Consider the following 17,977-nt stretch of genomic DNA (forward strand, 5'->3'; position numbering starts at 1 on the left):
GACGGTCGCAGCCGCCGCGACGGTATGGCTCCCCGCCCCGGCGGCGATGGCTCCCGTTCGGGGCGGCCGGACCGTCGGCCGTGACGGGGCGGGTGCCGGCCACGGCGCTCGGTTGCCGCGGCTCATGGTGTCGACGTCCACGGTGTCGACGTCCACGGTGTCCACGCCCGTCGCGCACTCCAGCGGATATGACGGACATGGCGGATATGGATATTGTCGCCCGCTTCCGGTGACCGCCAGCCGCCGCGCGATCCGCCCGTCCGGACATCATCGGCTGATCGCGCATTCGGGCCGCGGCTGTTCCCGTTCGGGGGCAGGGTGAATCATCCGGTCCGCGGTCGCCTTATTTATGACGCTTTAACATCGAATGCCCGCCGTAGGTGACTATGGCGGGCATTTTCGTGAGCGGCTGTCCTGCGCGGCGCCGGCGGCCACGGGAGATCCGCTCGGTGCGGTCGTGGGCTGGCGGAGGTGTCCCGCCGGGCCTGGTCCTGCGTGCGCAGAGCCCGGTGCCGTGGAGGTCGTGGGCCGGCGGAGGTGTCCCGCGGGGCCGGTGGCCGCGGCGGCCACCGCCCACCGGGGAGACGCGGGCGCGGGAGGCATGGGCGGCGCGCTGCCCGGCCGGCGGCCAGGAGCGTCGCTGTCCGGCTGGCCTCGGCGAGAGCTGACCGGCAGGGAGACGGGAAAGCGCGCCCGCCGCAGCCGCCGGCTGGTGCCACCTCACCCGGCCGGCCGTGGGCGGGCCCGCCTGGTGGGACGCCGGCTGAGCGCGCCCACGGTCAGCCGGCCACCAGTTCGCCGGCCCGGCACCCGGCGGGAGCCGGCCCGCCCGTGGCCGGGCGCGAGCCGGGTTCCCTTGCCCAGCGTCGTTCCCTTGCCCGTCGGGTTCCCTTGCCCGCCGTGCTCCCTGGCCCAGCGTCCGGCCCGGGGTGCCTCGCCGTGGGCCGGGACGGCCCCGCTCCCCTCCGCGTAGCTCCGCTGCCACGCTGGCCGTATTGCCAGTCGGTCATACTGTGATTGATCGCGCACCTTCGGTAGGCGAGTTGGGTGCGAGCGTCACGACAGGTTACGGATCAGGAGGTTCTGGTTACTTCCCATACTTTCTTCATGTTGTCTCTTTCACAAATCCTACGTAGCGTGGTAGAAACATCTCCGATGTAGCCGAGCCGGTGTATCCCAACAGGCAGAGGAGGCTGTCCTAAAAACAGCTCGAGTGTCGGTTCGACTCCGACCACCGGCACATTCAGATCTGTTCCGTGGCCGCCGGCCGGATCATTCCGGCCGGCGCTCGGTCATGCCAGCGGGCTATTCGCCCGAATGTCTCATCGTCATTGACACGTGACCCTTCCTCATGCTGGTCGCCGTCCGGTGCCGGCGGTTGTCGCCACGAGTTTCGCGATCATGTCGGCGAAGGCTTCGAGCGATCTTGCGGGCCGCTCCGGCGCCATCCGGCGCCGTCCGGTGGTCGTTCACGGGACTATGGGTACAGCCTCCGTCCGCGGCGTTCTACTCTGTATTCCGACAGGTTCGTCGATCGAGCGTGCCGATCGCCCGCGTCCCCGCTGATCCACTTTGTGGATCCAGATGTTGATCCACGCGGTGGGCGGCGCGGTCGGCCGAGCCCGGCGGCAGTTGCGATCTATACGCCCGGTTGGACGCGGGCGGCGGAAGGAGTCGTGTCCTGATGGCCGAGATGCGCTCGTCGAATCCGGTGTTCAGCCGGCGTGGCTTCGCCGGCTGGTCGGCGCCGTCCTCCTCCGGGTACGGCCCCGGTGGGTACGCGCCGCCGGGCGGGGGAGTCCCGCCCACCCCGACACCGGAGCAGCTCGCCGGGCTGTACCGGGCGCCCAGCGGGCTGACCGTCGACGACGTCGTCGTCCACACCCTGGGCCTGTTCGCGGTGATGGCCGTCACCGGGGCGGTCGGCTGGGCGATCGCCCCGACCACCCCCGCGGTCGGCTTCACCGCGATGTTCGCCGCGCTCGCACTGTCCCTGGTGATCTCTTTCAGCCGGCGGCTGCGGCCCGCGCTGATCGTGCTCTTCGCCGCGCTCGAGGGCCTGTTCGTGGGCGCGGTCTCCCGGTTCTACGAGGACGCCTTCCACGGGATCGTGCTGCAGGCGCTGCTCGGGACCGCGGTGGTCTTCGTGGCAATGCTGGTGGCCTATCGCAGCCGCCGGCTGCGCGCGACCGAGCGGATGGCCCGGGTCGTCTACGGGTCGTTGCTCGGCGTGGTCATGCTTGGCCTGACCGACCTGGTGGTCAGAGCGGTGTCGGGCAGCCATCTGCCGATCATCAATGACGCGTCCCCGCTCGGCATCCTGTTCAGCCTTGCTGTGCTCGTGGTCGCGAGCCTGCAGTTCATCCTCGACTTCGACTACATCGAGCGTGCGATCGCCGCTGGCGCTCCCCGTGCGGAGGCCTGGCGAGCCGGATTCGGGCTGCTCGTCGGATTTGTCTGGGTGTACCTGGAGATGCTCAGGCTGCTGTCGAAGCTGCGCGGCTGACCGGCTGGACCGCTGGGTCTGTCGTCGTGGGCGGGTGCCGCCCCGCCGCTCACCCGGAGCGGTCGGGGCCGGCGTGCTCGATCTCGATGCTGATCAGGCAGCGCTGGTCGCGGACCATGGCGGCGCGATAGTCCTCCCAGTCCGGGTGCTCGCCTGACAGCGTGCGGTAGTAGTCGACGAGAGGCTCCATGGCATCCGGGAGCGAGATGATCCGTGCGCGGCCCCGCACCTGGATCCACGGCCCGAAGAAGGCGTCGGGGAAGACGCACAGCCCGGCCCGCGGGTCGCGATGGAGATTGCGGACCTTGTAGGCGGTCTCCCTGCTGCTGATGACGAGTCTGCCGTCGGTGTCGACGCCGACGGTGACCGGTGACAGCTGCGGAGTCCCGTCCCGCCGGAAGGTGGCGAGGACGGCCCGATGGTTGTCCCGGACGTAGTCCCGGGCCGCTTCGATGTCCATGGGCTGATTCTCGCCCGGCCGGCCCGGTGGCACCGTGCCGAGTGCTCCTGCACTCGTCGCCGAGGGGGGAGGGCGACCAGGGCCCGGAGCTTCGTGGGGCTGCGACGCACATGGGCCGTACCGGGCCGGTCGGGCGAAGAAGGTTTATCGGGTGAAGAGGGGTATATCGGGTCAGGTCCGGATGGCGCGCCTGCGCAGATCCGCTTCGTGGACCACAGCCGCCGCATAGCAGTGCGGGAGCCCGTGCTCGTCCCGTAGCCAGTTCACGCGCTCGGAGAAGCGCAGGAGACCAGGCCCGCGATCCAGACATCCCAGCCAGTGGCCGACGTCGTGTCCGGTGATTCTGGGAATTCGTTCGATAAGGCTGTGGTGGGTCTCTTCGGAGCGTTGTTGCGACATTGGCGCCTCCAGTACTCACTGGTCAACCAGTCATGGAAGGAGAGTGCACCACCAGTCGGACAACGGCAAGACCCGCCACGGCTGTCATGGGGTAGCCTTTATGGATGGCCGAAGCGGATCCTGTGGCGATGCGGGATCTGATCACTTCGGGCGTGGCGCTCCTGGACGCGCCGCTGGCGGCACTGATCAGCGAGATACGGCGGTTGCGCGACCACGTCCACGGATGGACGCCGATCTCCTGGCGGGAGCCATGCGCTCCCTGCCAGCCGGACGCCGGCCCACCCGGGCCCGTGCCCAGGCCCGGCTCCGGGGCGGGCGCCGGCGGGGCGGGAGCGGCAGCCGGGCGCGGCGCCGGCACCCGCGCCGACCGGGTGCGTGCGCTGGCCGTCGAACTCGCTGACCTGGGTCGTGAGGCGGGATCCGGGCTTCCCCGGGGGGTCGCCCCACCACGCCTGGCCGACCATGCTCTTGCCGACCAGATCGCCGTACTGGCAGCGGACCTGATCGAGGCGCTGGCCGCGGGCGCCGCCGACGCCGCACCCGCACCCGCACCCGGTTCGTCCCATCGGGATGTTCTTGTGGAACGAGCCCGGCTGGCCGTCCACGCGGCTCGCGTCGATCTGGAGACGTCGCGGCGCCGGCGTGCCGGAGGCTTCCGCAGGTAACCGGTACCGGCGGCCGGCTCCTCCCGGGCGGCCGCCGTCCCGCGGATTTTCGCACTTCATGACACCGCGTCGGAAAGTGGATTCCCGCGATGACACGTGCTGGTCGGTGCCGACGATGCCCACCCCGACGCGCCGCCATTCTGGCGTCCCTTCGCGCCGGCGCCCCGGCGGTTTTCCGCGCTTTTGCTCCCTTTGTTCCGGAAGTTCCCTTGTATGACGGGTTCCTGGTGGGACGCCGGCGGCGCCGCGATACGGGCCTCGCCGGGTGGGTGGTGGGTGCCGCGCCCTGGGTGCGGGCCGCTGCTGGCTACGCTGCCGGGGCGACGGCCGCTCTGCTGGCCAGCCTGCTGGCCAGCAGGCTGGCCGGTCCGCTGGCCGGCCGAGGCCCCGCCGCGCTCCGAAACGTGTTCAGCGTCACCCGAATAGGTGACCTGTGGGTGGAGTTCACGGATTACGAGCGCCAGCGGCTAACGCTCGCTACCTTCCGTCTATGGGTACGGTTCAGGCCAATGGCATCGAAATCGCATACGAGCTGCATGGCGACTCCGGTGGCTTGCCGCTCGTCCTGATCGGTGAGCTGGGCCAACAGCTCGTCGGCTGGCATCCTGATCTTATTCGGGCGATGGTGCGCCGCGGTTTTCAGGTTCTTGTGTACGACAACCGTGATGTCGGTCTTTCCACCCATTTCGACCAGTTGGGGCAGCCGGATCTCGTGGCCGCGATGTCCGGGAACGCCGATGCCGCCCCCTACACCCTCGACGACATGGCGGCCGACGCGGCCGGCCTGCTGGACGCCCTCGGCTGGCGGTCCGCGCACATCTTCGGGAGCTCCATGGGCGGCATGATCGCCCAGATCGTGGCGCTGTCCTTCCCGGCGCGGGTACGCAGCCTCACCTCGGTCTCGGCCGGTATCGGCAGCCGCGGTGCCGGGCGTGCCGCCCGGGACGCCGCCGCTGTCGTGCTCAGCCCGATGGTGGCGAGCCGGGAAGCGTACGTGGACGGGGCCGAGCGTGCTCACAACATCATCGGATCGGCCGAGTTCTCCCCCGACCGCGAGTGGATACGGCGGCGGGCCGGGCTGGCCTGGGAGCGTCGGTACGACCCGCACGGGACCGCGCGGCACCTGACCGCGGTCCTGGCCGCGGGGGACCTGACGCCCGGCCTCGTCCGGCTGGAGATCCCCACGCTGATCGTGCACGGGACGAACGACCCGCTGATCCCGGTGGCCAGCGGGCGCCTGACCGCCGCCGCCATCCCGTCCGCGGAGCTGCTGGAGGTCGACGGCATGGGGCACGACATCCCGCGCCAGGTCTGGGACCGCCTGCTGGACAAGCTCGACGACGTGGCCCACCGGGGCGAAGTGGCTGCCGCGGCACGCCGGGCGAGCGTTTCCGTCTCATGTTCCGGTTACTCTTAGTCATTAGTTGTAGTCGTCGGGCATCGTCGTCGTGCTCCTCACGCGTGGACGATGCCGCTGGTTCGGCGGCCGGCGGCTCCCCGGCGAGGCCGGTGCCGGTACGCTCATCCGCCGGCGCGGCCGGGTGCCGGCCGGGCCGGCCAGGCCGGCCGTTCCGGCGGGGCCGGCCCGCTGGAACGGATCCGACGGCCTCGCGGCCGAGGCTCCGGCGGACCCGCCGGGCCGCCCGGCCCTGTCGGGCTGTCGATCCTCACCTGGGATGCTGCCGGGCTGCCGGGCTGCCGGTCGTCGGATCCGCCAGCCCGTCGCGGCTGTCGGGGCCGGCCGCCGGGCCTCCTGGCCGGCCCAGTGGTCCCGGCTCCGGAGAGCCGGCCAGAGGATTCGGGAGGGACCTCGAGCGCGCGGGAAACACGTGTGGCTGTCGGTGATGGGACTGCCCACGGTGGAGGGACCTCGAGCGTGCCGGAAACATGCTCCGCCACCTGCCCGTTCCGGCCGGCTGGCCGGCCGTCACCCGTGGACCGGACGTCCCACTCATGGGCGTTCTTACTACCGAGTGTCCACAACTATCATTTTTGTTACATCTGTCCGTAGGTGTGGCGCCAGGGGGTGACTGTCCGAGATGTGACAAGAGCTGGAACGATGCTCTCCCAGTCGTCCAAAGGCCGCGCGCGATCATGTTTTTCGCGCGGACGGAGGCCTGCTGGTGACGGAACCAGAGGTTGCGTGATCATGATTTTCGCGCGCCGGGCCCGAGGGGCCGTGAGTACCGGTACCGACCCGCCGTACGACGGGTCTTCCGGCCTTGTTTGCATACTTCTTCCGTGACGGCAACCGATTACGATGAGGGATAAAGGCCATTCGCACAGTTTCGGTGCCGGGCGAGTGTCCGGCGTTCGTCGAACGATCGTCCGCCCTCGCCGGTGACGCAGATGGCGGGCGGCTACGGCGGTCCGCCCCGCTGCTCGTCGGGCTGGCGGTGGTGATCGCGCTCGGGGCGCTGGCGCTGGTGGTCCGGCATGCGGGTCTGCGCGAAGGCGAACGACAGCGGCTGTCCGACCGCACCCGGCTCGTCGAACGGGTCGCGGAGAACGCCTCCCGGACGTCCGACCCACGGCGGATGGGCGCGCTGGTCGCCAGCTTCTCCTTCGCGCCCGACCAGCCGGCCCACAACCGCCGGATGCTGGCGCAGCTGGCGATGAGGCCGGTCGGTGACACCAGCCTGCTGGCCGCCCTCGTCAGCGTCGACGGCACCCCGCTGGCCGCCGTCCCGGACGGGCCGCGGGTGACGGCCACCGATCTCGGCGCCGCCTGGACGGCGGCGCTGGCCGGGCAGCCGGCCATGTCGCCGGTGTTCCTCCTCGACGGCATGCCGGTGCGGGCCACGGTCGTGCCGGTGGGCGCGCCGCGCCCGTGGGCGGTGCTGGTGCGCGTCGTCGACGAGGGGGCGGCCCGGGAGAGCAGCGAGAAGTTCGCCGCTCTCGACAGCGTGTCGGGCAGCCTGTGCGACGTCGACGCGAGCGGTGTCGCGGCTGCCTGCTGGAAGCGGGATCTGCGGGGCCGGCGGCTGGTCGAACCGCGCGAGCTGGACGGCCTGGTCCCGGGCACGGTCCGGACGTGGCTGTCGGGCGGCGCCGGGGAGCAGGTGGTCAACGTCGCCGAGAAGCAGGCCACGACCGGATACGTCACGCTCTTCCAGCAGCCCACCGCGCGGCTGTTCGCGGACCTGCGGACCGCGGGGCGCCACGGGGACCTGACGCTGCTGGCCGTCCTGGCGGTCTGCGTCGGCGGGCTGGTCGTGTTCGGGCTGCGCCGCGAACGGGCCGCCCGGCGGGCCCGGGCGCGGCTGCACACCATGCTCGGAGGGGTCCGGGACATCATCGTGGTCGTCGGGGACGACCACGGGATGACCTTTGTCAGCCCCGCCGTGCGTGACCTGCTCGGCTACGACGCGGCGTCCTGGCTCGGCCGGGTGCTGACCGACTTCGCCGACCCCGCCGACGTGGCCCGGATCCGGCGGCTGCTGGCCGACCCGGCCGGGGGCACCGTCTTCGACGTGCGGCTGACCACCGCCGCCGGCCAGCCGCGCTGGTTCGACCTGGAGGCCAGCGACCTCACCAGCCATCCCGAGCTCGCCGGTGTGCTGGTGACCTGCCACGAGGTCGGGGAGCGCAAGGACCTGCAGGACAGGCTGAGCTACCAGGCGTCCCACGACCTGCTCACCGGTCTGCCCAACCGGGCGGTCTTCATGAGCGAGCTGGAGAAGGCGGGCCGTGCCTTCCGCGCCGGCGGCGCGCCGTTCGTGGTGCTGTTCGTCGATCTCGACCATTTCAAGCCCGTCAACGACGGTTACGGCCACGACGCCGGGGACGTCGTCCTGCGGGCCGTCGCGGAGCGGCTCGTCCAGACCCTGCGGGACGGTGACCTGGCGGTCCGGCTCGGCGGTGACGAGTTCGGGGTCCTGCTGCGCGGCGCGAACGAGGTGTCCGCCGCCGCGGCCGCCGGTCGGATCATCGAGCTGGTGCGTATCCCGGTCATGGTGGGTGCCTCGGCGGTCCAGGTAGACGCCAGCATCGGTATCGCGCCCTCGACGCTCGCCGTCGCGCGGCCCGAACATTTCCTGTGCGCCGCGGACAACGCCATGTACGAGGCCAAACGGGCGGGGAAAGGCCGTTTCGCCATGGCGTCCGCGGAACCGCCCAACGTGCCGCCGGGCCCGCGGCCCGCCGCGCCCGGCACCGGCACCGGGACCGGGACGGGCACCGGGACCGGGACCGATGACGTGCTCCTCCCGCCGCTGCCCCCGCCCACACCACTGTCGCTGCCCGAGCCGCGGCGGCCCGAGCTGCGGCTGCCCGAGCGGCGGCGGCCCGAGCGGCAGCCGGCCCGGCGCCGTCTCCCCCTGCCGGCCACGCCCGGGCCCCTCGCCTACGGCTGTCCCCCCCGCGGCTGGTTCGGCCGGCTGGGGCCACCGCTGGTGGCGGGCGGGGCCCTGCTCGCCATGGCCGTGGCCAGCCTGTGTCTGCAGACGCAGACCCGGCACAGCGCCGAACGGCAGCGCCTGGCCGAGCACGTGGCGTTCACCGCCATCGTGGCGGACGCGTCCATGCACAGCGTCGACAGCCAGCGTCTGATCACGGCTGTGTCGTCGGCGTCCTGGTCGCTCAGCGACCGGGACGCCGACGCCGCCGTGCTGCGCTCGTTCGCCGGATCAGGGGTCGGCGGCCGGAACTACGTCTGGGCGTTGGCCGGCCTGGACGGCCACCTGCTGGCCGCCGAACCGCCGTCGCTCACCCTGCCGATCGGCCCGGACGACCCGGCGTGGCGGGCCGCCCGGGCCGGCCGGGCCGGCAACTCGCCCGTGATGAACGTCGACGGGCTCTGGCGGGACTACGTGACGGTCCCGGTCCTGCGCGAGGGCCGGCCGGCGGCGGTCGTCGTCATCGGGGAGTCGCTGCGGGACTCGCCCAACCAGGCCAACCTCGCGAGCAGCGGCACGCTCGGGTTCGTCGTGGGCGGGCTGTCCGTGGTGGATGCGGCCGGCACGGTCATGTTCTCCTGGAATCCCGGCCTGATCGGCCAGCGGCTGGTGGCCGCGGCCAGCCTGGCGGCCCTGCGGGTGGGCGAGGCCCGGCAGATCGACGACGTCGTCGCCGGCGGCCAGGTCACCATCGCCTCGCCGCTGGCGAACCTGCCCGACGGCGGCTACGTGGTGTTCCAGCAGCCGGTCCAGGCCTTCTACGGGGACATCCGCTCCGGCCGGCTCGTCCGGGACGGCAGCCTGCTGGCCGTTGTCGCCGCCGCCCTCGTCGGGCTGACCGTCCTCAACGGCCGGCGTGAAGCGGCGATCCGCGACGAGCAGCGACGGCTGCAGGCCCTGCTGCACAACGCCCACGACATCGTGATCGCGACCAGGGCGGACGGGAAGATCATCTTTGTCAGTTCCGCCGCCGCGCTCCTGCTCGGGGTCACGGCCGGCTCCTACCTCGGCCGGCACCTGCCCGACGTCGCCCACCCGGACGACGCGGGCGCGCTGGCGGAGCTGCTGCGCCAGGCCACCGGGCTCGCTACTGGCGGCAGTGGTCCCGTTACCGGCGGCAGTGGTCCCGCTACCAGCAGCAGTGGGCCCGCTACCAGCAGCAGTGGGCCTGCTACCGGTAGCAGTGGCTCCGGTGTCGACAGCAGTGGGCCCGGTGCCGAGGCCGCGGCAGCCGCGGCCTCGGCGGCAGCGGCAGCGGCGGCGGGGGCCGCCGTGGCACGCGACGTCCGGCTGTCGGCCGCGGGCGGCGGCCACCGCTGGTTCGACATCGAGGCGATCGACCTGCGGGACCGCTCGGAGGGCACCGGCATCCTGCTGACCTGCCATGAGATCGGCGAACGCCGGGTCCTCCAGGACGAGCTGCGCTACCAGGCGTCCCATGACGCCCTCACCGGCCTGCCGAACCGGTCGGTGTTCGCCCGCCGGCTCGACGAGATCGCCGCTCAGCGTCCGGCATCGGCGTTCGCGGTCCTGTTCATCGATCTCGACCGGTTCAAGTCGGTCAACGACACCTACGGCCACAACGCCGGTGACGAGGTGCTGAGGATCATCGGTGCCCGCCTGCGGGACGCCGGCACCGAGCGGGACGCCGTCTGCCGTCTCGGCGGGGACGAGTTCGCCGTCATCCTGGGTGACGCCGACAGCGCCCGGGCACGCGATCTCGCCGACCAGCTGCTGGTGGCGATCCGACGGCCGATTACGGTCGGTGGGCGTTCCATTGCTATCGACGCGACGATCGGTGTCGCCCTTTCGGAGTCGCAGGACGCGCCGCCCGGCGCGGTCGTCCGCAGCGCCGATCTCGCGATGTACCGGGCGAAGGAGGCCGGCCGGGAGCGTCCGGAAGCCCGTCCGGAAGTCCTCCAGGAGGCACGCCTGGAAGCCCGCCAGGAAGCCCGCCAGGAAGCCTGTGTGCCGTCAGCCGGCCAGCCCTGAGCCCCTGACTGACCAGCCCCAAGCGGTCTCATGATGGCTGTGGGCGGTTCCTAGCTGGCGGCTCGGCGTCGTCCGCCGCGGGCCCGCAGGTAGTCGCGTACGACGTAGCGGCCGAGCGCCCCCGGATCCGGGGAGAGCATCCGGCCGCCGTTGCGGCGGACGACCTCGTCGACGAACTGGACCAGCCGTGGCTCGTCGTCGAGCATGAAGACGTTGATCGTCGCCCCGCGGCGGGTGAGCCGGTCCACCTCGGCCAGGGTCAGCTCCAGGGTCTCCGGGACCGGTGGCCAGGAGAAGGACGGGGTGCCGTTGCGCATCAGGTGCGCGGTCGGCTCACCATCGGTGATCACCAGTACGACCGGTTCGGAATCCGGGTGCCGCGACAGCAGCCGGCCCGCGAGCATCAGGGCGTGCTGGAGGTTCGTGCCCTGGACGACCTCGGAGTCCAGGCCCGCGAGCTCCACCGGGCGCAGCAGCCGGGCATAGTCGGAGAACCCGACCAGATGGATCGTGTCCTGCGGGAACTTCGTGTCGATCAGGGTGTGCAGCGCCAGCGCCGTCGACTTCGCCACCCCCCAGGTGCCCCGCAGCGCCATCGAGTAGGACAGGTCCACCAGCAGGCAGACGGCCGCGGAGGAGCGGCGTTCGGTCTCGGTCACCTCGAAGTCGCGGACGTCCAGCTCGATCGTCCCCTCCGGGCTGGCGGGGCCGGCCCGCAGCACCGCGTTGCGCACGGTGCGTACCACATCGATCGATTGTGTGTCACCGAAGTGCCAGGGCCGGGACGTCCCGGTGGGCTCTCCGGCGGCACCGGCGTCCCGGGAGTCGTGATCGCCGCGGCCGCGGGTGTCCATCCGCTGGAAGATACGCGACAGCGCGCTCTGGCCGATGCGGCGGACCGCCCGCGGGGTCAGCTCCAGCTTGCCGGCGTTGCGGGTCAGGAAGCCCTGGCGCTCCAGCTCCTTCTCGATCTGCTGGAGGGTGCGCAGGTCGTCGACGGCGTCCCGGCCCAGTGCCCGGGCTACCGCGTCCGGGTCGACGTCCTCGAGGGACGCCCCGGGGTAGTCCTGGGACAGCGCGGCGGCGAGCTCGTCGAGCTCGGCCAGCTCCTCCAGGACGGAAGTGGCGTCACCCAGCCCGAGCGGCGTGTCACCGGTCATCGCGTCGCGGAAACGGCCGCGCCGGCCCCAGCCGAGGTCCGGCCGGGCGGCGCGCAGCGCCTGCTGCAGCCGGGAGAGCTCGGCCGCCATGCCCAGGTCCGCCAGCGCCGACGCCATCAGATCGGCCAGCTCCTGGCGCTGCTGGGGGGACAGGCCCGCCAGCAGCTGGGCAGCGGCGGCGGCGCGGCGCGCCAACGAGTCCACCAGCTCGTCCAGCGTCTGCGGGTTCTCCGGGAAGAAGTCGCCGAACGAGCGCATGAACCGCTCGAAAGCGGCGTCGGTGTGCTCACCGCGGGCGTCGGCCTCCAGCATGCCGTTGAGCGCGGCGAGCATTTCGGTGACCCGGGCGATGTCCTGCGGCGTGGCGTTCTCCAACGCCTGTTTCATGCCGCGGAACTGGGCGTCGAGCACCTCCCGGCGGAGCAGGTCGGAGATCTTCTCGAAGGTCTCGCGGGCCTGCGGCGAACGCCACTCGTAGTCGGCCAGCGTGTTCACGGCCCGGGCCGGGTCGGCCGGCAGCGCGTCGAGCTCGGCCTCGCGCAGCCGGGCGTCGTCGGACGGGTCGGGGAACAGCGCCGCGCGCTCCTGGCCGACGGCGGTGTCGAGGAGCTCCCGGACCTCTTCCAGGGTGCCGTCGAGGCGGCCGCGCGCCCGGGCCTCGCGCCGGCGGCGTTCCACCTGCCGGCGCAGGTCCTCAAGCCCGCGGCGCTGGCTGGTCCCGCGCCGCAGCAGCGCGTCCAGCGCCTCGCGCGGGGTCCGGCCGTCCAGGATGTGCGTGGACATCTCGTCGAGCGCGCCGGCGGCGTCGAACGGGGAGGCGAGCGGGTCGGGGCCGCCGTCCCACGGGCCGTAGCGGAAGCTTCCCGACCCGGCCGGGGCGCTCATGTGCCGTACACCGTGCGGCCCGGCAGCTCCTCCTTGGCCAGCCGCCGGTTGAGGTGCAGGCCCTCCATGGCCAGTTCCAGCCCGGCCGCGGCGAGCCCTGGCGCCTCGGCGCCGTCGACGTCCAGTTTCGCCAGGATCGCGGCGAGCCCCGGGACCGGGCCGACCCGCCGCAGCAGCTCCGCGGCGGGGACGAGGTCGCCGGTCTCGACCGGCCCCTCGGTCTCGAACCGCCGTTGCAGGCCGGTCAGGTCGGTGCCGGCGAGCCGGGCGCGGAAGGTCTCGGCGATGGCCCGGCGCAGCAGGTGCGCGAGGATCTCGTCCTCCCGGCCCTCCTCGAGCTGGTCGAACTCGATCTTCCCGCGGACCGCCGGTATGATCGCGGCGAGGTCGACGACCCGGGCGGTGGGGACGTCCTCGCCGGTCAGCGCCGCGCGGCGGACGGCCGAGGCGGCCACGGTCTCCGCCGCGGCCACCGACAGCCGGGCCGACACACCGGAGCGCCGGTCGACCTGGGGCGCGTCACGGACCAGCCGGGTGAAGCGGGCCACCACCTCCAGCAGGTGCTCGGGGACGGCGGGGGCGCCCAGCGGCGACCCCTTCCAGTCCAGCACCGCCTCCTGCCGGATCAGGGCCAGCTCGTCGTCGAGCCGCAGCGGGTAGTGGGTGCGCACCTCGGCGCCGAAACGGTCCTTGAGCGGCGTGATGATCCGGCCGCGGTTGGTGTAGTCCTCGGGGTTCGCCGACGCGATCAGGAACAGGTCCAGCGGCAGCCGCAGGATGTAGCCACGGACCTGGATGTCACGCTCCTCGAGCACGTTGAGCAGGGAGACCTGGATGCGCTCGGCGAGGTCGGGCAGCTCGTTGACGCTGAAGATGCCCCGGTTGGTGCGCGGGATCAGGCCGTAGTGGACGGTCTCCGGGTCGCCGAGGGTGCGGCCCTGGGCGACCTTCACCGGGTCGACGTCGCCGATCAGGTCGCCGACGCTGGTGTCCGGCGTGGCGAGCTTCTCGCCGAACCGTTCCGAGCGGTGCTTCCAGGCGACCGGCGTGTCGTCGCCGAGCTCGGCGAGCAGCAGCCGGCACCGGGCGCACACCGGCGCGTAGGGATGGTCGTTGATCTCGCAGCCGGCGACCACCGGCGTCCACTCGTCCAGCAGGCCGACCAGGGTGCGGATCAGGCGGGTCTTGCCCTGCCCCCGCTCGCCGAGGAAGACGATGTCGTGCCCGGCCAGCAGGGCCCGTTCCACCTGGGGGAGTACGGTGTCGTCGAAACCGATGATGCCGGGGAACCGGATCTCGCCGCCGGCCATCCGGGCAAGGGTGTTCTCGCGCAGCTCCGTGCGTACGGACCGGTGCCGGTGCCCTGAGTCGCGCAGGAGACCCAGTACCCCCGGTCCGGGGGACGGTGATGTCGGTCCGGGGGACGGTGCCGGGAACCCTGGCAGATCGAGCACCAGTCGACGGTACGTCCCCGCGCTCCGTCGCGCAGGGAAGTCGCATTGTGTCCACGTCCGGCATACCGGGTGTCTATCGGGAGGCACACCGGACGTGGAATGTCAACCGGCCGGTTCCCGCCGGCCGACCGGGGCCGGTCAGTTGGAGTACGGCTCCACCGATACGATCTTGACGGTGGCCGAGCGCCCGTTGGGCAGGGTGTAGGTGACGGTGTCGCCCGCCCGGTGGCCGCTGACGGCCCCACCCAACGGTGACTGGGCCGAGTACACCTCCAGCGAGGTGCTGTGATCCTCCCGGGAACCGATCAGGAACCGCTCCGTCTCGTCGTCCCCCGGGAAGCGCACCTCGACCACGGTGCCCGGGCCGGCCGCGCCGTTGAACTGCGGGGCCTGCCCGACCCTGGCGTCGCGCAGCAGGTCGGTGAGCTGCCGGATGCGCGACTCCAGCTTGCCCTGTTCCTCCTTGGCCGCGTGGTAGCCGCCGTTCTCCTTGAGGTCGCCCTCCTCGCGGGCAGCTTCGATCTTGTTGGCGATCTCGACACGACCGGTCCCGGTGAGGTGGTCGAGCTCCTCGCGGAGCCGGTCATACGCCTCCTGGGTCAGCCACGTCTGCTGCGACACGCGTCACGCTCCTAGATTCCTCAAGAGGCCCGGAGACACGGGAAGAACCATGATCGTTCATCCTCCGGGTGCTCGTACGTCGACGGCCGTACGACACCTGCGACCGGCCCGCGGCGCGGGTCGGCCGTATCGCAGTCCGGCCTCGTCGGGCCCGTGCGGGCCCTGGACAGGGACAGTGGGTCGGGTGCTGGGAAACCGCGGGATGCACGGTTGGTCGGAGGCGGATTACGAAGCGATGGGACAGGGGCAAACGCCCAGCCTAACAGTTGGGATCGGTGTGGTACGGCCATGAGCAAGCGCCGCTGCTTGCCGTGCGAGGTGGGCCGGGAATCGGCCGCGCCGCCGGCCGCACCACCGGCCGCGCGCCGCGCGCCGGTAGCCCGCGCGGCTGTCAGCCCGCGCGGGCGATCTGACAGTCCTCGACCTCGACCACGTTCGCTTCCCGGGACGTGGCGAGCACGACCGTTGTGGTCGTGACCCGTCGGCCGTCCGGAGCCGGACCGACGACGATGTCGGTACGCCGGCCGACGACCTCGTTGTCCCGAGCACGTGCGCGGACAGTGCATTCTGCCACGGCGTTGGGTGACTTTTCCACATCGAATGTCAGCTCGGCCTGCGCCGGAGTGATCCGATAGGCACGGGTCCCGTAGTTCAGCCGCTGCGGATGGCTCTGCATCCACGCGGCGCCGAGTGCGGCGGCCACGATGATGACGAGCCCCACCAGCAGGAACCAGGGGGCGACCCGGATGCCACCGAGCCATGGGATGTCCAGCAGACGTCGCGCCACGGCGAACACGCCCGGCTTTCCCGTAGGGGAACCGGGTGATGGCGTAGAGGAACCGGCTGCGGAGGGCATCGGGAACAATGGTCGCATGTCCAAGGCGATCAACGAGGGCGGCCTGCGGCTCATGGCTGTCCACGCCCACCCCGACGACGAGTCCAGCAAGGGCGCCGCCACCATGGCCCGCTATGTCCACGAGGGCGTCGACGTCCTCGTGGTGACCTGCACCGGTGGCGAAGCCGGGACCGTTCTCAACCCCGCTCTGGATCGTCCGGACGTCCACGGACGTCTCGCCGAGCTACGCCGGGCCGAGATGGAGCAGGCTCGGCGGATCCTCGGCGTCCGACAGGTCTGGCTGGGTTTTCTCGATTCCGGGCTGCCCGAGGGCGACCCGCTGCCACCCCTGCCGGAGGGCTGTTTCGCCCGGATGCCCGTCGCCGAGGCGGCCAGGCCGCTGGTCAGGCTGATACGGGAGTTCCAGCCGCAGGTCGTGGTCACTTATGACGAGAACGGCGGTTATCCGCACCCGGACCACGTCATGAACCACAGGATCACTATCGAGGCGTTCGAGGCGGCGGGTGACCACACGCGGTACCAGGAGGTGGGCCAGGACATCGGCGTGCCGCCGTGGCAGCCCCTCAAGCTCTACTACCACCAGAGCCATCACAAGGAGCGGATGCTCGCCCTGCACGACGCGATGCGGGCGAGCGGGCGGGAGTCCCCGTACACCGCCATGCTGGAGAAGTGGGTCGACCACTCGGACGACTCCGGGCGGATCACCGCCAGGGTCCCCTGCGACGACTTCTTCGAGATCCGTGACCGCGCGCTGCTGGCCCACGCGACCCAGGTCGACCCGAACGGGCCCTGGTTCCGCGTCCCGCTGGAGATCCAGCGCGCGGCCTGGCCCACCGAGGACTACCAGCTCGCCCGTTCCCTGATCGAGGTGGGTGTGCTGCCCGAGAGCGACCTGTTCAACGGCATCCGCTGATCCTCGGCAGCACCCGCGGCCGGCCGGCGTCACCAGCCGGCATCACCAGCCGGCCGCGGGTGGCACACCCACCGGTGGCAGATGAAATCATCCGCAGCCGGGGCACGGCCGGCCGCCACCGGTCGTTGCTGGTGACAGGGGGTGTGACCGTGGGCATCCGCATCCGCATCCGCGCCCGTCTTGCGCACCTTGCACGCCTTGAGACCAATGAGGGGATCACATCATGGCGATCTGGGATCGTCTGCGCACCAGCACCGCGTCGATACAGCAACAGCTCAACGCCAAGAAGAACGACCTGAAGAGCGGTGCCTTCAGGGACGCCAGCATGGCCATCTGCGCCCTGGTGGCCGCCGCCGACGGGACCATCGACCCGGAGGAGCGCCGCAAGGTCGCCTCGCTCATCGCCTCCAACGAGGTCCTCCAGAACTTCCCGGCCGAGCAGCTCCAGCAGAAGTTCAACGACTACTGCAACAAGCTGCAGACCGACTTCGACTTCGCCAAGGTCGGCGTCATCCAGGACATCGGCAGGACGAAGAAGAAGCCCGCCGAGGCCCGCGCGGTGATCCAGATCGGGATCGTCATCGGGGGCGCGGACGGCCACTTCGACAAGTCCGAGCAGCAGATCGTCCGTGACGCCTGCTACGCGGTGGGGCTGGACCCCAACGAGTTCGACCTCTGACCACGGCTTCCACGGCCGGCCTCCCACCCGCCAGGGCCCCGTCCGGTACCTGCTGGCCGGGGCCCTGGCGGCGTCTGTCGACGCCCTGCCGGGCTTGTCCGGCGGTGCGCTCGGCGTAGGGTGTGAAGCGTGCCTCTAGCTGGACAGTTCCTCGCGCTTGAGGTCAGCGTCGGTACCAGCGGGTTCCTGGTCGTCCTGCTGCTGGGCCTCGCCGCTGTCGCTCTTTTCGTGATGATGCCGCGCAGCCTGGCCCGGATGCGCGGGAACGTCGCCAGTGGACGCTTCGGTGCTTCCGCCGCCGACCGCGACCGACCGGCCGACAGCCAGGACCCCGACGCCGGTATCCCGCCCCAGCACTCCCCGCGCGGCGAGGAGTAGGCGGTCCCCGCGCACCGGCCTCCGAGATGCTCCCGGCGGTGCGCTGGTCGCGCCGTGCGCCGCGCCGTGGCGAGCCGTGACGTGGACGGCCAGGCCGGAGCCGGGTACCGGACCCGTTACGGGCCCGGTACGAACCGGATATCCGCCACGGAATGCCGCCGCACCATAGGTGCAGAACGCCGCATTATTAGGTGCAGAACATTGCCGTGGTGGCGGCTGTCACCTACGGCTTCCGGATTCGTGGGTGGTTTTCGCTGTTGGTGCCGCGGTTTCTGCCTACGGGTCCCGGCTCAGCCTGCGTTGGCGTTTGAGCTCGGCCCGGTGTTTCTTGTCGGCCATGCGCCGTTGGACGGCGCGCGCCGACGGGCTGGTGGGGCGCCGCGCAGGCGGTGGGGGGCTGCTCGCCCCGCGCAGGATTGCGATCAACTTGCTCAGGGCGGCCTCCCGGTTGCGCAGCTGCGACCGGTGCTCGCTGGCGGTGACGGTGAGGACGCCGTCGACCAGCCGGCCCGCCAGCCGCTCAAGCGTCCGCCCGCGCAGCGGCCCGGGCAGGGACGGCGAGCGGCGGACGTCGAAGGACACCTCGACCCTGCTGTCCGAAGTGTTCACGCC

The 17,977-nt window shown here is 71.7% G+C and carries 14 protein-coding genes and 1 tRNA gene; 8 read left to right on the forward strand and 7 right to left on the reverse strand.

What is annotated here, in order from left to right; translation table 11 throughout:
- The first annotated feature begins 1,165 nt into the window (after positions 1–1,165).
- Positions 1,166–1,240, forward strand: a tRNA-Leu gene (locus tag AC5LSR_RS07480).
- A 444-nt stretch (positions 1,241–1,684) separates the two neighbouring features.
- A complete protein-coding gene (locus AC5LSR_RS07485; protein WP_250286394.1) occupies positions 1,685–2,506 on the forward strand; it encodes a Bax inhibitor-1/YccA family protein in 822 nt (273 codons plus the stop codon).
- A gap of 49 nt (positions 2,507–2,555) precedes the next feature.
- On the opposite strand, the gene AC5LSR_RS07490 is transcribed toward AC5LSR_RS07485, so the two are convergent.
- A complete protein-coding gene (locus tag AC5LSR_RS07490) occupies positions 2,556–2,966 on the reverse strand; it encodes a PPOX class F420-dependent oxidoreductase (protein ID WP_250286395.1) in 411 nt (136 codons plus the stop codon).
- Between the two features lie 171 nt (positions 2,967–3,137).
- Entirely contained in the window at positions 3,138–3,365 is a 228-nt protein-coding gene (locus AC5LSR_RS07495) for a DUF4287 domain-containing protein (RefSeq protein WP_013872262.1), read from the reverse strand.
- A gap of 122 nt (positions 3,366–3,487) precedes the next feature.
- Between AC5LSR_RS07495 and AC5LSR_RS07500 the strand changes: the two genes are divergently transcribed.
- The 3 genes from AC5LSR_RS07500 to AC5LSR_RS07510 all read left to right on the forward strand — a co-directional run bounded on the left by AC5LSR_RS07500 (position 3,488) and on the right by AC5LSR_RS07510 (position 10,419).
- Entirely contained in the window at positions 3,488–4,030 is a 543-nt protein-coding gene (locus AC5LSR_RS07500; RefSeq protein ID WP_493468289.1) for a hypothetical protein, read from the forward strand.
- Between the two features lie 490 nt (positions 4,031–4,520).
- Entirely contained in the window at positions 4,521–5,447 is a 927-nt protein-coding gene (locus AC5LSR_RS07505) for an alpha/beta fold hydrolase (protein ID WP_250287269.1), read from the forward strand.
- An 874-nt stretch (positions 5,448–6,321) separates the two neighbouring features.
- Entirely contained in the window at positions 6,322–10,419 is a 4,098-nt protein-coding gene (locus tag AC5LSR_RS07510) for a diguanylate cyclase domain-containing protein (protein WP_493468290.1), read from the forward strand.
- Positions 10,420–10,469: 50 nt separating this feature from the next.
- On the opposite strand, the gene AC5LSR_RS07515 is transcribed toward AC5LSR_RS07510, so the two are convergent.
- The 4 genes from AC5LSR_RS07515 to AC5LSR_RS07530 form a co-directional block, all read right to left on the reverse strand.
- Complete coding sequence (locus AC5LSR_RS07515; RefSeq protein WP_250281505.1) at positions 10,470–12,464, reverse strand: vWA domain-containing protein; 1,995 nt, start codon at positions 12,462–12,464, stop codon at positions 10,470–10,472.
- Entirely contained in the window at positions 12,461–13,909 is a 1,449-nt protein-coding gene (locus AC5LSR_RS07520; protein ID WP_493464406.1) for a magnesium chelatase ATPase subunit I, read from the reverse strand. Before AC5LSR_RS07520 ends, AC5LSR_RS07515 begins: the two co-directional genes overlap by 4 nt.
- Positions 13,910–14,056: 147 nt before the next feature.
- Positions 14,057–14,539, reverse strand: coding sequence for a transcription elongation factor GreA (gene greA / locus AC5LSR_RS07525; protein WP_250281503.1), 483 nt, complete (start codon positions 14,537–14,539; stop codon positions 14,057–14,059).
- A 391-nt stretch (positions 14,540–14,930) separates the two neighbouring features.
- A complete protein-coding gene (locus tag AC5LSR_RS07530; protein WP_493464396.1) occupies positions 14,931–15,326 on the reverse strand; it encodes a DUF4307 domain-containing protein in 396 nt (131 codons plus the stop codon).
- Positions 15,327–15,411: 85 nt separating this feature from the next.
- Between AC5LSR_RS07530 and mca the strand changes: the two genes are divergently transcribed.
- The 3 genes from mca (at position 15,412) to AC5LSR_RS07545 (ending at position 17,365) form a co-directional block, all read left to right on the forward strand.
- Positions 15,412–16,308, forward strand: a complete 897-nt coding sequence (gene mca, locus AC5LSR_RS07535; RefSeq protein WP_250281499.1) for a mycothiol conjugate amidase Mca — start codon at positions 15,412–15,414, stop codon at positions 16,306–16,308.
- Positions 16,309–16,531: 223 nt separating this feature from the next.
- The gene (locus AC5LSR_RS07540) at positions 16,532–16,987 is read left to right on the forward strand and encodes a tellurite resistance TerB family protein (protein WP_250281497.1); all 456 of its coding nucleotides are present in this window, start codon (positions 16,532–16,534) and stop codon (positions 16,985–16,987) included.
- A gap of 129 nt (positions 16,988–17,116) precedes the next feature.
- Positions 17,117–17,365 carry a hypothetical protein gene (locus AC5LSR_RS07545; protein WP_250281495.1) on the forward strand — a complete coding sequence of 83 codons (249 nt, stop codon included), beginning with the start codon at positions 17,117–17,119 and terminating at the stop codon, positions 17,363–17,365.
- Positions 17,366–17,641: 276 nt separating this feature from the next.
- Here the strand turns inward: AC5LSR_RS07545 and AC5LSR_RS07550 are convergent.
- A partial coding sequence (locus tag AC5LSR_RS07550) for a peptide chain release factor-like protein (protein WP_493468291.1) occupies positions 17,642–17,977 on the reverse strand: 336 nt, incomplete at its 5' end.

The sequence above is a fragment of the Protofrankia sp. CiP1_Cm_nod4 genome (assembly GCF_982290645.1).